This is a genomic window from Pseudomonas sp. TS_SC_3 (assembly GCF_056156225.1).
In genome coordinates this window covers 3,255,998-3,270,820 of sequence record NZ_CM149586.1, presented here as the reverse complement: position 1 = coordinate 3,270,820, position 14,823 = coordinate 3,255,998, and the positions used below count along the sequence as shown (strand labels likewise).

General features: G+C 58.7%; 12 protein-coding genes. 2 read left to right on the top strand and 10 right to left on the bottom strand.

Going from position 1 to position 14,823, the window contains the following annotated elements; genetic code table 11:
- Window positions 1-331 precede the first annotated feature (331 nt).
- The 5 genes from AC0J6G_RS15415 to AC0J6G_RS15395 all read right to left on the bottom strand — a co-directional run bounded on the left by AC0J6G_RS15415 (window position 332) and on the right by AC0J6G_RS15395 (window position 5,348).
- Window positions 332-907, bottom strand: coding sequence for a recombinase family protein (locus AC0J6G_RS15415; protein ID WP_475249161.1), 576 nt, complete (start codon window positions 905-907; stop codon window positions 332-334).
- Window positions 908-1,741: 834 nt separating this feature from the next.
- Window positions 1,742-2,293 carry a type II toxin-antitoxin system VapC family toxin gene (locus AC0J6G_RS15410; RefSeq protein WP_475249159.1) on the bottom strand — a complete coding sequence of 184 codons (552 nt, stop codon included), beginning with the start codon at window positions 2,291-2,293 and terminating at the stop codon, window positions 1,742-1,744.
- Window positions 2,293-3,033, bottom strand: coding sequence for a hypothetical protein (locus AC0J6G_RS15405; protein ID WP_475249157.1), 741 nt, complete (start codon window positions 3,031-3,033; stop codon window positions 2,293-2,295). The genes AC0J6G_RS15410 and AC0J6G_RS15405 overlap by 1 nt, the downstream gene beginning before the upstream one ends.
- Window positions 3,034-3,285: 252 nt before the next feature.
- The gene (locus tag AC0J6G_RS15400) at window positions 3,286-3,969 is read right to left on the bottom strand and encodes a Rha family transcriptional regulator (RefSeq protein ID WP_475249155.1); all 684 of its coding nucleotides are present in this window, start codon (window positions 3,967-3,969) and stop codon (window positions 3,286-3,288) included.
- 470 nt (window positions 3,970-4,439) lie between these two features.
- Window positions 4,440-5,348 (bottom strand): hypothetical protein, encoded by a 909-nt coding sequence (locus AC0J6G_RS15395; RefSeq protein WP_475249153.1) that lies wholly within the window; start codon window positions 5,346-5,348, stop codon window positions 4,440-4,442.
- A gap of 864 nt (window positions 5,349-6,212) precedes the next feature.
- Here AC0J6G_RS15395 and AC0J6G_RS15390 point away from each other — a divergent pair.
- Entirely contained in the window at window positions 6,213-7,754 is a 1,542-nt protein-coding gene (locus AC0J6G_RS15390) for a phosphoenolpyruvate carboxykinase (RefSeq protein WP_475249151.1), read from the top strand.
- Window positions 7,755-8,508: 754 nt separating this feature from the next.
- Window positions 8,509-10,437 (top strand): RecQ family ATP-dependent DNA helicase, encoded by a 1,929-nt coding sequence (locus tag AC0J6G_RS15385; RefSeq protein ID WP_475249149.1) that lies wholly within the window; start codon window positions 8,509-8,511, stop codon window positions 10,435-10,437.
- Window positions 10,438-10,522: 85 nt separating this feature from the next.
- Here the strand turns inward: AC0J6G_RS15385 and AC0J6G_RS15380 are convergent, their stop codons facing one another.
- From AC0J6G_RS15380 to AC0J6G_RS15360, 5 genes are all read right to left on the bottom strand, one after another.
- Window positions 10,523-11,155, bottom strand: coding sequence for an ABC-type transport auxiliary lipoprotein family protein (locus AC0J6G_RS15380; protein ID WP_475249147.1), 633 nt, complete (start codon window positions 11,153-11,155; stop codon window positions 10,523-10,525).
- Window positions 11,152-12,069, bottom strand: a complete 918-nt coding sequence (locus AC0J6G_RS15375) for an MlaD family protein (protein WP_475249145.1) — start codon at window positions 12,067-12,069, stop codon at window positions 11,152-11,154. Before AC0J6G_RS15375 ends, AC0J6G_RS15380 begins: the two co-directional genes overlap by 4 nt.
- Window positions 12,070-12,858, bottom strand: a complete 789-nt coding sequence (locus tag AC0J6G_RS15370) for an ABC transporter ATP-binding protein (protein WP_475249143.1) — start codon at window positions 12,856-12,858, stop codon at window positions 12,070-12,072.
- Complete coding sequence (locus tag AC0J6G_RS15365) at window positions 12,855-14,000, bottom strand: MlaE family ABC transporter permease (protein ID WP_475249141.1); 1,146 nt, start codon at window positions 13,998-14,000, stop codon at window positions 12,855-12,857. Before AC0J6G_RS15365 ends, AC0J6G_RS15370 begins: the two co-directional genes overlap by 4 nt.
- Window positions 14,001-14,101: 101 nt before the next feature.
- Window positions 14,102-14,755 (bottom strand): DUF3313 domain-containing protein, encoded by a 654-nt coding sequence (locus AC0J6G_RS15360; protein WP_475249139.1) that lies wholly within the window; start codon window positions 14,753-14,755, stop codon window positions 14,102-14,104.
- Window positions 14,756-14,823 lie beyond the last annotated feature (68 nt).

The following is a 14,823-nucleotide window of genomic DNA, read 5'->3' as shown; positions in this document are numbered from 1 at the left end:
GCTCATCGTGAATACTCGGCAGCGCGGAATGCGAGCCAACGGCATACCCGGTGGTCTATCCAGGCCTTACACAGCTTGAAGGATAGCGTGAGGTGGGCTGGGCCGCGTCGCCCTGTGCCGGTGGTGTACGACAATGTGGTCAGGCGGCGGAATTGGCCTGGGCGCAGGCTGATCTGCACCAGCGTAGTGGGTCGCATTGCTTGAATTTCCTGTTGATAGGCGAACGACAGCGCCCCGCCTGGAGTTCTCCGGGCAGGGTGTCGATTCGGCTTAGGGGTGTCGTATGGGGCCTAGAGGCTGCCGCCTTTAGCGCTTAGTGGGGGTAAATCCATTAGCAGTCCTGCTGCGCCCTGCAGGCCCGCTTAACGGTTGCAAGGGAGACGCCCCAGTGTTCGGCGGTGGTGGCGATGCTGGAGCCAGTCTCCTTCCGCCATGCTGCGATGGCTGTGTCGTCGTGCTGCTTAGGTGCTCCCAGCTTGCGACCCTCTGCCTTGGCCTTGTTGATGCCCGCCATCTGCCGCGCCTTGATGTTCTCGCGCTCCAGCTCAGCCACGCCAGCCAGGAGGGTCAGCATCAGCTTCCCGGTGGGGTTGGACAGATCGAAGCCTTCGCGCATGGAGATAACGGTGACGCCCTTCGCCCTCAGCGCCTCGACCGTCTCCAATACATCGATGGTGTTGCGACCCAAGCGGTCGATGGCTGCAACGATGACGGTGTCGCCCTTCCTGGCGTAGTCGAAGAGAGACTTGAATCCCTTCCTATCCAGGGCCTTAGTAGCGCCGCTGGTGGCCTCATCGGTGAACCAGCCGTCCTCGCTGACGTTGTAACGCTGGGCGATGGCATGGCGCTGGCTCTCAATGGACTGGCCGTCGGTGCTGACGCGGGTGTATGCAAGGGTAGCGGTCATATGTGTTGCCTAGTTAGCTCATAACATAGGCTCAAAATATGCCTGAGTAGCTCAGTACGGTCAACAGATTTGAGCCATCCTGGAGGCGGCATTCTTCCGTGGCGGTTCCAGGTGCTGTTGCTTGGCTCACAAGGTGTACTTCTTGAGCCAGGCTGGACGCGCTTTACCACAACCGAAACTGGAGATAGGTGTAGCACCTAGGTATGCGCGGACAAACATTGGTGACAGCTCCTTGTTGCCGCATAAGTGGTCAGCACCCTCGCAAACGAGTACAAGCCAAGCCGCCGTTGCCGCTGAGTTACACCCAAGTGACTGCAGCCCCTTGGGTCGTGTTAGCTCATAGCTGGTGAGCTAGGTCAGCTCATCTGTGAGCGATATCTTCCAAGGATGAACGCACCCTGTTCACTTGATGAACGCACCTTTGTTCATCCTTGTGGGCTATCTGACAAAGATGAACAAGGGGGGGGCAGGGGGGGGGGAAGGCCTCAAAGCTATTACTAAAAAGGCCTCACAGATTTTTCACCCGAAAACACTCCTGGCTGGCTCCTCAAGGCGTGTTCCAGGTCAACCCTTGCTAGGGTCGGGCTTAAACCCTTATTGCCACTGCTGCAGAGGAGCCCCTAGCGCGGGTAAATCAGAGGAAGATAGATGGAGAGCGCCAAGGGCAAGCGCCAGGGCGAAGATCATCAGCCAATGGGGATACGCCACAATCTACCGCTAGCTCAGTCGGGGCCTGGGCGGGAAGCAGAGGCGGCTCATGCTGGGACAAAGCCACCACTCTTTTGAGCATTACTGAGCTGGGAGCAATGCGTTTAGACCTAGATCGAGCCCACCTTAGGAGAGCTGCGGCGATTGTTGAACAACTGCGTCCTGCAAATCCAAGCGATGTTGCCTAGCAGCCTCTGGAATCGGCATGTCGGCAATGCCCTTAACATCAAGGCCTGCCCGTTGGGCGACCGCCCTCATATTGATGTCTTCGGTGTAAAGACAGTCAACGCCATAGAACAGCCCGATAGCTACGATTTGCCTATCGACTTTGACCTTCTGCCAAGGCGCACTGCTCCCAGAACGCTTGTCCCCCGAATCACGCGCCTCAAGTTCAAGCATTGCACACTCTAACGAAGATGCCTCGTCAAATGGGACCACCTTGATAGCTGAAGAACGCTTGAATAGCTCAAGGACCTCTTCATATCGTTGTCCAGCATGAACAAGAAACTCTGCATAGCTTGGAGTGGCTACTAGAATCTTCGAGCGCTGATGAACGTTTACAAAGTGCTCAAGTCGTTCTTGGCAGTGGGCGACAGGCTCACCTGTAGATGGGTCAATAGGTATGTGACCTGTCGGGTAGAGCAGATACGCAAGTACTGATGTGTCGAGCAAAACCATTAGCAATCTCCCTCTCGCAGCTTCATCCATGCCTTGCTCATACTTTCCTGCTTATCCCAATCAGTACCTAGTGCACGGAGGTGGTCGAGAGCCTCTCCGAAGGTCTCGTCCCTCAAGACCTCAAACTTATCCACATGGAAGTAACCGTCGAGATCCCACTTCCTCATTACGCCACGCACCCAAGTACCAGTCCCAAAGACTCTGATAGTCTGGCCGTAAAGGTGCTGCGCTAGGCCTACTGCAAGCTCCCTGCTGGTTTCACATTTCCAATATCGCCCATCGCCCGCATCAAGATGAACGTGTGATGAGTTATCTCTACCACCGACCGAAACAACCACACCGTCTAGGCTGCCAGCTTGACGCAACTTCAAGATGGTAGGTTTCGGCAGTTCCCTACCAGGGAATGAGTAAATCTTTGCAGTGGTGCCATCCACGCCGACGCGATCCAGGCGACCTACAGCATTGTCCTTTGCCAGCATCTGGTTGAGCTTGTCGAACACCTTGGCTGAGTCGCTTCCTATATCCGCAATCTGCTGTATGCGCTGTTCGATGCTGGGTATAGATTCAAAATCTGCTAGCGCGTGGCACCGCAAGCTTCCTTCAGAAACCTCGTGAAAATGGACGTGGTCGGCCTGCCCAAGAAGGTTGGCAAGCTCAAGGAAGTATTGGGCGACCCTATGCATCGAGGCAGTTGAGGGTCTCAGCGAGTCAACAGTGAATATGTACTCTACTGGCTTCATGTTTGTTGCCCTGAGCATCCGTGCGTTGTGAGGGAAGCGCTAAAACTGTATCTGCCAACAGTAGCACCATCACTGCTTGCTGGGGAGGCAGGCAATACATAAGCGCTTTCGACCTCTCCGATGATATGCCGCTAGGGATTGCCGGAGATATCCCCAAACAACCGCAGGCTCTAGGGTCGTGTTAGCTCACCAGCTATGAGCTAGGTCAGCTCATCTGTGAGCGATATCTTCCAAGAATGAACGAACCCCTGTTCATCCTTGTGAGCTATCTGCCATAGATGAATAGGATGGGGCCTGGAGGGGGGACTGCGGGAGTGGGGACTCACCTTCCAGGTACAGGCGGGTCACCAGTTGCTGGCCCTTCTCAGTCACCGTGATGACCGAGTAGCCCAGCCCATCGAAGGACTCGGTGAAGTACTTCTTGGACGAGTGATAGACAGCCCAGTGGCCTTCCACCTTGCGCAGGTGACCGAGGCCAGCCAGGGTCTTCTGGACCTGCATCGTGTTGATGCCTGGGAGCTTCTTGGCGAAGTCCATGAGGGTGGTCCGCTTGCGGGAGCCGACCGCTTGGCCGACCTCCGCGTGGGGCTTCATGGCTTCGTTCTCCAGGCGCAGGGTTTCCTTCTGCTCTTCCAGCTCAGCAGCCAGACGCAGCGCCTCAGCGAAGGTGGTCGGGAGACGTGGAGCCTGTTTAGCCTCCAGCTCCATCCACCGTGTGGTGATGGCGTGGCGCATCTTGACGTTGTAGCCAGAGACCAGGGTGATGGTCAGGTCTTTCGGGAGGTGGAAGCAGTCGGTGTACCCACGGGCATCCTTGGCTTCCACGACATGACGCAAATCTGCGTCATCCCCTAGTTGCTCAATCATGTTGCGGATGTCGCGGATGACATCGCCGTGACGCTTCCCGGTCAGCTCGGCAATCTCGCGGCTGCTCATGGTGACGGCCTGGGAGGCGTTGGTGTTCAGGGTGGTCAGTCAGCTCCACTTCAAACGACAACAAACTGAGGAGCTGTTGCTGTTATCGCTGAGGTATACCCAAACGACCGCATGCCTTGGGTCGTGGTAGCTCACCAGCTATGAGCTAGGTCAGCTCATCTGTGAACGCTATCTTCCAAGAATGAACGAACCCCTGCTCATCCTTGTGGGCTAACTGTTACGAAATTGCAGTGATTTGACCATCAGTTTGCACAGTCACTGACCAGTAAATTACATTCCAGCTGACCAGGCGTTTGCATTCGACTTGACCAGCGCCCGCCCTAGTGGCTGCCGACAGAGACCGGTCAGAAGAAGACAGCTTTGGGATTACTTCAGCTTCCTACTTGTACGGGGCGACGCCGGGGGCTCCAAAGCTATTTGCTACTGAAGACGGGGAGGCGTCGGCAACGCAGCTTGTGGGGTATGAAGCCTCACAGGTCCTGGCGAGGATCATGCTCCCAGGAGTTAATCAGCGCATCGGACATACTAATGACGAAGGCATCGATTTCACGCGGGTTCTTCCAGCCATGCTTTTCACGATATAACAAGGTACTGCAAGGCTTCCCGTAAGGCGCAACCACCTGAATCAGGACGGCATATGGCATAAGTCCTAAGCGGACGTCTTGCTCACGAGTGCAGTAGCAGCAGTGAATACGAACATCACGGTGAAGCTTAGGAGCGGGTCGGAGATTGATCCTCTCAAGGTTTTGGCCGAATACGATATGGCCTGCGGATGTCTTGTCCAGTGGCTTGCCGGAGTATGTGGCCCAAAGGAGCATCAGGAGGTCACGTTTCCCCCTAAGCGATTGAGCCAGATCGGGATGGGAGTGCCCCGCATCTATCCAACCTGGAAGCTCCTTAACAGCCTTCTTGGCAACATCAACTGCCTCCCGGAGAGCTTTCAATACCCCAAAAGCACCAGGCGACAGATCCGCAGCAGAGAACATCTCCAACTCAAGCTGTGAATTGCTGAAGTCCGAATCCCTATGGTTTCGGAGGTACTCAATCATCCAGTCTTTCTCCCTGACTGGGTCGGCCAAGCAGTTGGTCAACAGCCAAAGATCACTGACAACCTTACTCACTATCACAGCCAAGGCAGATTGAGCATCACGCTTTCTGCGTTGCTCAGCTCTGTCAGCATGCCATACAGGGAAAAAAGCGGCCCCGACAAGAGCAAATATCGAACCTATGGCCTGCACCCAGCCGGCTAGACCATCGCTACTGAGATCTTTGGCCAGCTTAATACCCAGCACCGCCATCAGCAGCAGCCACAATGGGATAAACACCAGTAACAGACAACTCAGAGCTTTGTCTGTCTTCTCCCAAAAGGATCTGCTCAAGACATTTTCCCCTTATCAATATATGAAGCTAGCTTGCCCGCTGAAGGCTCATCCGTCCACGCGGAGGCCGCATGACAGCTGGACCGCTCCAGAGTTAATAAGCACTCGATGACCTCTCCTGGCCAGTTGTTGTCTGTCGTAACCGGCGGCAGTGGTTGTTCTCTGGCAGCATGCCGGTCAAACCCAATGCAAATGACGGGTCAGGTCGAATGCAGGTGGGTAGGCAAGTCTGTGCAATTACCCAATCTTTCATAGATGAACAGGGTGGGGGCAGGGGGGAAGAGCCTCAACGCTATTACTAAAAGGTCTCACAGATTTTTCACCCGGAAACAGTCCCGGATGGCTCTTTTGGGCGTGTTCCAGATTGACCCTTGGCCGGTTGCTCAGTGCGTCGGCTGCGTGCCGTGGTGAGCGTCCCTGGTGCGTTTCTGAAGGCCTTGCTGGTAACTCACCCAGAGCATTGAGAAGGCTACTCCAGGATGCTGGTTCTCTGGTGCTGTCCTGGTTGTCCATGTTTGCGTTGTGTCGGGCTTGTGCTCGATGCGGAGGAGAGTGCTGGTCTATCGCCGTCATTGGAAAGCTGAATAAGCCATTTCAGACCCTGTTTGATAGCTTGATAATGAGCATGGCTGCCCTGGATTTCGCAGTGGAGCTGTCGAGGGATTGGGATACAGGCTGTGATACATTGCGCTCTAGGTGGCCAAACCCCCTAGAAGCCTTACACAGCATGCCGTCCGACCGGGTGACTCGCCTTTTTGGTGCGTCTTCTGGCATAATCCGGCGCACTTTTTTCGCTGTAGTAGCGCGCAAATTTCTACTACAAAACGTTCGGAAGACTCGGCCGTATGGCCGACGGGGACCCACATGACGCAAGCCAACAATGCCGTGTACACCGACATCAGCGCCGCCCAACTGGTCGAAGAAGCCCTTCGTCGCGGTGAGGGCGAGCTGGCCGCCACTGGCTCGCTGGTCGTACGCACAGGCCATCGCACGGGTCGTTCGCCGGCTGATCGCTTCATCGTGCAAGAGCCGAGCACCGAGGCGAAAATCGCCTGGGGCGCGATCAACCGTCCGTTCCCGGCCGACAAGTTCGATGCCCTGTGGGACCGCGTCCAAGCGTTCTCCGATGCACAAGACAGCTTTGTCTCCTACGTACATGTAGGTTCTGCCGACGCCCACTACCTGCCGGTGAAGATGACCACCGCCACTGCCTGGCAAAACCTGTTCGGCCGTTGCCTGTTCATCAACCCTGAGCAGTACAACCCGGCGGGCAAAGACGAGTGGCAAGTGCTCAACGTCGCCAACTTCGAGTGCGTACCGGAGCGTGACGGCACCAACTCCGATGGCTGCGTGATCCTCAACTTTGCTGCCAAGAAAGTCCTGATCGCCGGCATGCGTTACGCCGGTGAAATGAAGAAAGCCATGTTCAGCGTGCAGAACTTCCTGCTGCCGGACGCCGATGTGCTGCCGATGCACTGCGCGGCTAACATCGGTGAAGAAGGCGACGTCACCCTGTTCTTCGGCCTGTCCGGCACCGGCAAAACCACCCTGTCGGCTGACCCAAGCCGTTACCTGATCGGTGACGACGAGCACGGTTGGGGCGTGGGTGTGGTGTTCAACATCGAAGGCGGCTGCTATGCCAAGTGCATCGACTTGTCCGAGAAGAACGAGCCAGTCATCTGGAAAGCCATCCAGTTCGGCGCCGTGCTGGAAAACGTGGTGCTCGATGAAAACCGTGTACCGAACTACGCCGATGACAGCCTGACCCAGAACAGCCGTGCGGCCTACCCGCTGGAGCTGATCGAGAAGCGCAGCGAGAAGAACCTCGGTGGTGAGCCGAATGCGGTGATTTTCCTCACCTGCGACCTGACTGGCGTTCTGCCGCCGGTGTCGATCCTCAACGAAGAGCAAGCGGCTTACCACTTCCTCTCCGGCTACACCGCGCTGGTCGGTTCCACTGAAATGGGTAGCGGCGGCGGCATCAAGTCGACCTTCTCCACCTGCTTTGGCGCACCGTTCTTCCCGCGTCCGGCTGGCGAATACGCGGAGCTGCTGATCAAGCGCATCCGTGGCTTTGGCTCCAAGGTTTACTTGGTTAACACCGGCTGGACCGGTGGTGGCTATGGCGTTGGTAAGCGCTTCAACATCCCGACCACCCGTGGCGTGATTGCAGCCATCCAGAGCGGCGCGCTGATCGGTACTGAAACCGAGCAACTGCCGATCATCAACCTGAGCGTGCCGAAGTCGGTGCCGGGTGTTGAAACCAACCTGCTCAACCCACGCAACACCTGGGAAGACAAGAGCGCCTACGACGAAGCCGCTAAAGGCCTGGCCAAGCTGTTTATCGACAACTTCCAGAAGTTTGATGTCAGCGATGCCATCAAGAACGCCGGCCCGCAGCTCTAAGCTGTAACAGCCGCGTTGAAAAACCGCCGTCATCGGCGGTTTTTTTATGCACGGGAAATCACAGCGATAACCGGTGGGAGGCGCTCTATCGGCGAGCTTTAAGGAGTGGTTGCGGCTAAAGCCCCTCCCGCGTCGATTTGTGGGCGCGATAAAAAACGGAAAAGCCGCCCGGAGGCGGCTTTAGGTGCCTATCTGCAAGCAGATCAGGCACGTTTGCGGGTGTTGCGTGCTGCGTTGTTACTCAGGTGGCCGCTTTGCACGGCCTCATGTGTTGCTATTTGGCTGACGTGAACCGCAGAGCTAACGAGGTTGGCAACTCAGGCGATTTCCAGGGCCTTGGCCTGCGACTGTCGACTTCAGTTTGACTGGCTAACGCCAGATAAGTGTCGATGTGTCACAGGTTGCCGCTGGTGCTTTCGAGTTGTAGGGCGGCGTTAGTTCTTTGGTTTGCTACCACTCGCGGCGAGCCTGAGTTCTCCCGCCAGATGTCGCATCGGCCTGCTGCTACGTCGGCTACTCCGGTTTGGCCGGAGTCTTTGCTGCGCGGCCATCTGGCCTGGGTGCTGAGCGATCTAGTGGGTAACCGGCAAGCTGCCGTTGAAACCAGATACCTGCATACTCGTCTCCTTGTTTTGCCTGCATGGGTTAACTGTACGTCAGCAATGCAGGTCGCATTAGTTGGATTGGCAATAGCGGTACGTTCTGTAGGTCTTAATCGTTGTTTACCGCAGGTGCGGTCAATGGAGTGACAGTCATGAGTACCCTTGAGCGCGTGTTCGGCTTTCAGCAATTGCGTCCCGGCCAGGAGCGCGTGGTGACGGCTGTGTTGGCGGGCCGTTCGGCGGCGGCGATCTTCCCCACCGGGTCGGGCAAGTCGCTGTGCTACCAGCTGCCGGCGCTGCATTTGCCGCATCTGACCCTGGTGGTTTCGCCTTTGCTGGCGCTGATGCAGGACCAACTGGCGTTTCTGCATGGCCGCGGCATTAGCGCCGCCAGCATCGATTCGGCGCAAAGCCGCGAGCAGGCTTCCGAGGTGATGACGCGGGCCAAATCCGGTGAGCTGAAGATTCTGATGATCTCGGTAGAGCGGCTGAAGAACGAACGCTTTCGCAACTTTATCGCCCAGGTGCCAATTTCCCTGTTGGTGATCGACGAGGCCCACTGCATTTCCGAGTGGGGCCATAACTTCCGCCCGGATTACCTCAAGTTGCCGGACTACCAGCGCCAGTTCGGCATCCCGCAGGTGCTGCTGCTCACCGCCACGGCCACACCGCCAGTGATTGCCGATATGCAGAAGAAGTTCGCCATCGCCGCCGAAGATGTGGTCACCACCGGCTTCTACCGGGCCAACCTCAACCTGTTGGTCGAGCCGGTCAGCGGCGCCGACAAGCAGCGCCGCTTGGAGCAGTGGCTGGGTGCCAAGGCCGGGCAGCCAAGCATCGTTTACGTCACTCAGCAGAAGACCGCCGAGCAAGTGGCCGCGCGCCTGAGCCAGCGTGATATTGCCGCCAGTGCTTACCATGCCGGCATGGCCTCTGATGCGCGCGAGGCGATACAGCGTCAGTTTATGGTCGGGCAGATCAACTGCATCGTGGCCACCATCGCCTTCGGCATGGGCATCGACAAGGCGGATATCCGCAACGTGGTGCACTTCGACCTGCCGAAATCCATTGAGAATTACAGCCAGGAAATTGGCCGCGCCGGCCGCGATGGTCAGCCCTCCGACTGCCTGGTGCTGGCCAACCGCGACAGCCTCAACGTGCTGGAAAACTTCGTCTATGGCGATACGCCGGAGCTAGATGGCATTCGCTGCGTACTGGATGAGCTGCTGAGTAACAGTCAGGGCGGCGAATGGGAGCTGATGCTTAACCAGCTGTCCGAGCAGAGCAATATCCGCCAGCTGCCGCTGAAAACCCTGCTGGTGCAGTTGGAGTTGTGCGGCGTCATCGCCCCGCGTTATGCCTATTTCGCCGAATATCGCTTCAAATTCCTCTTGGAGCCCGAGGCGTTGCTGGAGAAATTCGACGGCGAGCGGCGCCAGTTTGTCGAGGCGTTGATCAGCACCTCGCAGCGCGCCCGCACGTGGTGCACCGTGGATTTCGACCAGCTTTACCAGCAGCACCAGGCCGAACGCGGTCGGGTGATTAAGGCGCTGGATTACTTCCAGGAAAAAGGCTGGATTGAGCTGGAAAGCAAGCAGATGACCGAGGTCTACGCGCTGCTCGACCCGGGTTTTGATCCGGCAGCGTTAAGCGCTGAGCTGCATGGTTATTTCAGCCAGCAGGAAGCCAGTGAAATCCACCGGATCCACGCCATGCTCGCGCTGTTTGCCAGCGAGCAGTGCTTGAGCCAGCGTCTGGCTGCCTATTTCGGCGATGCCAATGCGCCCCAGCAATGTGGGCATTGTTCGGTGTGCCGTGGGCAAATCGCCCACCTACCGGCACCGCCTGCCTTGGCGCCGCTTAGCGAGCAACGCCTGGATGAGCTGTGTGGCAGTTTTGTGCGCAAGCATGTGGAGCTTAAGGGCCGTGAGCCGAGCGCTGAATGCCTGACGCGCTTTCTTTGCGGGATCAGCGTGCCGCTGTTTACCAAGCTTAAATCGCGGCAGCTCAGCAGTTTCGCGGCGCTGGAAAACTATCCCTATGCCGAGGTGCGAGCCTGGGTGGCGGCTGAGGCGGGCTGATACGTATCCGCCGACTATTCACCTCAGCGCGCCCGGTGTTTGGCTATTAATGCCGGTCAACGCGGGCGCTGCGGTGTGCAGCCCGCTACTGTTGTGCTGCGGGTTCCGCGTGGTGACGGAAGGCCTTGCCCTGGTGCAGCGTCCATTCCAGCACGTCACGGGCCAGTTGGTCACCGGCTTGGCCGAAAGCGTTGACCACGGCGGGTACCGAGGTGTCGCTGGCCGCTTGGCTGACTTCAAAACGGCGGCTGGCGAGGATGCGCAGGCTGCCACTTTCCACCAGTCGTGCTTCAAATAGGATGTGGGCGCCGGGACGGCCGTTCTGGTATTCGCTGTTGAAGGCGCGCAGGTCGCCGTCCAGCTCCAGGTCTGCTTGCAGGCGACTTGCATCGCTGCTGACTGCTCGGAGACGGCCATCGTCGAGGAAGGCGTCGATCAGCCGGTCACGCAGCAACAGCGGCGCGCGGTCACTCCAGCGTACGCCCTGGTAAGCGCTGATCTGGTCGCCCGGCGGCAGTACGGCAATCCGCGTGCTGTCGAGCAGTTGGTTGCTGTAGGGCGTGTTCACCCGTAGCGCCCAGTCGGTACTGGTGTCGTGGCTGGGCAAGCTGCTCGCCGGCAAGCGGTAGATGCTCAATACCTGACTTTTCGGCAATACCGAACAAGCGGTAAGGCTGCCAGTCAGCAGGATAACGGCGAGCAGGCGAAGGCGGCTCATGGTTGAAACTCCTTAATGGTTTCGCTGCGCAGCAGGTAGCCGGCTGGGTCTTCTTCTAAACGGCGGGAGAAGGAGCGCAGGGCGCTGAGGGTTTCGCGCAGTTCAATGATGGTCGGGCCGATTTCGGCAACGCCCTGCATGCCGCCGTCGAGTGCGCTGCGGTTTTTTATCAGCAGCTGCTCAACGGTGCTGCTGCTGCGCTCCAGCGAGGCCATCAGGCGGCTGGCGCTGTCCATCGCGTCACGGCCTTGGCCGCTGAGCAGTTGGTTGGCGTTGCGCATCAGGTCGACGGCTTCCTGGCTGGCGGCGCTCATCTGTTGCAGGGCCTGGCGCAGTTCATCGCGTTGATCAGCGACGCTGGCGCTGGTTTGTTCGATGTTTTCCAAGGTGCGTGAGATGCGCCCGATGTTGTCGGCGGAAAACAGCTCGTTGGCGCGGTTGAGCAGGCTGGTGATGCTGATGACCAAGTCCTCGCCGTTGGTCATCAGGCGTGACAGCGGCGACGGGTCGGCGATGATCTCTGCGCGCCTATTGCCCTTGCCTTCAAGTATTGGGCTTTCAGGTGTGCCGCCGTGCAACTGGATTAGTGCCGAGCCGGTGATGCCGGTGATCGACAGGCGTGCATGGGTATCCTGTTTGATCGGGGTGCTGGCACTAACGCGAATGTGCGCGCGGACTTTGCGTGGGTCTTGTGGGTCGAGGCGTAGGCTGATGACATCACCGACCTTGATGCCGCTGTACTGCACCACGCTGCCTTGGGACAGACCGCTAACGGCCTCGTTGAAAATCACGTCATAGTCGCGCAGTTCCTGATCCGAGCTGGCTTTGCTCAGCCACAGGGCAAAGCCCAGTGCGCCGGCCGCCATGAGCACGGTAAACAGGCCAATTAACACGTGGTGGGCACGCGGTTCCATTCAGTTGCTCCCTGGCGCGGCATGAGCCGCCTGTTCGGCTGCGCGTCCGCGCGGGCCGTGAAAGTATTGGTGAACCCACGCGTTGTCGGTGGCGGCTACAACGTCCAAGCGGTCAGCCACCAGCACGTGTTTTTCTGCCAGCACAGCGACCCGGTCGCAGATGGTGTAAAGCGTATCCAGGTCATGGGTGACCAGGAATACGCTAAGGCCCAGCGCATCGCGCAGGGTCAGAATCAATTGGTCGAAGGCGGCCGCGCCAATGGGGTCGAGCCCGGCGGTGGGCTCATCGAGAAACAGAATCTCCGGCTCCAGGGCCAGCGCACGGGCCAGAGCGGCGCGCTTGATCATGCCACCCGACAGTTCGGTTGGGTATTTGTCGCCGGCCTCGCGCGGCAGGCCAACCAGCGCCAATTTGACCTGGGCCAGGCGCTCGGCGGCTGGACGATTGAGGCCCGCGTGCTCGATCAGCGGTAGGGCGATGTTCTCAGTCACCGTTAGTGAGGAAAACAGCGCGCCGCGTTGATACAGCACACCGAAGCGCCGCTCCAGTTGTGAGCGACGCTCGGGCGGCAGGCTCAGTAATTCTTCACCAAACACCCGCACAGTGCCCGCGTTGGCGCGGCGCAGGCCGAGAATACTGCGCAGTAAGACCGACTTGCCGGTGCCCGAGCCGCCGACCACGCCGAGTACTTCGCCGCGGTAGAGGTCCAGGTCGAGGTCCTGATGCACGGTTTGGGCGCCGAAGCGGTTAACCAGCTGGCGTACTTCGATGATTGCTTCGCCCGTCACCAGCCCATCTCCATCAGAAACAGCGCGGCGAGGGCATCGAGTACGATCACCACAAAAATCGACTGGACCACGCTGGAGGTGGTGCGCTCGCCCACCGACTGCGCGCTGCCGGTGACCTTGAAGCCTTCCAGGCAGCCGATCACGGCAATCAGGAAGGCAAAAATCGGTGCCTTGGCGATGCCCACCAGAAAGTGCTTGAGGGCGATATTTTCCTGCAGCATGGCCAGGTACATGGCCGGGGAAATATCCAGGCTTAGGGCGCACACCACCGCTCCGCCGAGGATGCCGCTGAGCATGGCGATAAAGGTCAAAATCGGCAGGGCAATCAGCAGGGCGAACACCCGTGGCAGCACTAGGATTTCCATGGGATTGAGGCCCAGCGTGCGAATGGCGTCGATTTCCTCGTTGGCTTTCATGGAGCCGATTTGCGCTGTAAACGCACTGGCGGTGCGCCCAGCCATGAGGATGGCGGTGAGCAGCACGCCGAACTCGCGCAGGAAAGAGAACGCCACCAGGTCGACGGTGTAGATGCTCGCGCCAAAGTCGGCCAGTACCGTGGCGCCGAGAAAGGCCACCACGGCGCCAACCAGGAAGGTCAGCAGGGCAACGATGGGTACGGCATTCAGGCCGCTCTGCTGCAAGTGGGCGACCAACGAGGTAACGCGCCAGCGCGTTGGCCGCAAGGTGATGGCGGCCATCGCGGCCAGGGTCATGCCGATAAACTCAAGCAGCGCCACGCTTTGCTGCCAGAGCTCTTCCATGGCTTGGCCAATTTGCCCGAAGAACTCGCGCCAGGCTGGGATTCGTTTGGCCGGTACAGCGTCACCGGACGCGGCGATGGCGTCACCCACCGCCTGCAACAGTGCGCGGCGTTCGCTGGCCAGGCCAGGTGCATCCTTGGCCAGTTGCGCCAGCCGTTGACTGCCGAGTAAGTCGACCAACAGCCCGGCACCTGCGGTGTCCAATGCGCCAAGGTCTTGCAGGTCAATGCTCACGGCCTTGGGCAAGGTGCCGCGAAGGTTTAGCACCTCGGCTTCCAGTCGGACGTAATGCGCCAAGGTCCAGTCGCCACCAATACGCAAGCCTGAGGGCGCGTCCGTGCGGTTGGGTTCAAGCGGTGTGATAAAGGGGGCTGTACTCATGGGCGCAGTCTACCCTTTCAATTGGCGTTGCGCCCAGCGGGCCCGACTCAGGCCTGCCTGGCGAGGGCGCGCATACGCGGCCTCGCCAGCAGCGTTAGGCCTCAGGGTTTGAAGTCGCGGGCATCTTTGGCCCATTCATCCAGCGCGGGTTTGAGGTCTTTGAGGCGTAGCTGGGTGCTGTCATTTTCCAGTTTCAGGCCGTGGCCCTTGCGTACTACGCGAGCCACCGGCTGGCTGTTGTTGCCGTCGATGGCTTCGATCTCAATAAAAATCGCTGTGTTCAGGTCGCGCGTACCGGCGGCAGTGCTGGCTGCGGCAGCAACCAGAGCAATCGGGATCACTTCATAGACCTTGAGCCCCTCAGGTGAAAGGTTGACGGCGGTGATTGCGCTGCGCAGCACGAGGGTGTCTCGATCAGCTTGCTCGACAATCCGCAGTCGTCCGCTTAATTCCAGCTGTATGGCCTGTTGCAGGTAGTTGGCGATCTCATCCAGCGTTTGCTGGCTGACCTGCGCGCTGGGAGTGGCGGCAGGGTAGAACAGCGGTTTTTCCACCAGTACCGAGCTGTAATTCTCGACTTTAAAACCTGGCGATACCCAGCGCATCACCGCCACACCGCTGGCCGATTGCGCCGGTCGCAGCTGGGAGTAATCACTCAGGAAGCCAGAGTACTGCGATGGTGCCTGCGTGTTGCTGGCGCAGCCGGCCAAGAGCAGGGTGGCAGACAGGGCAAAGCCAAGGGTTCTGAGTGTCATACCGGTAATCTCGTTAGGGTAGGTTGCCTAACTGTAGACCAGTCTTCAGCGACCTCGGCTGCGAGATG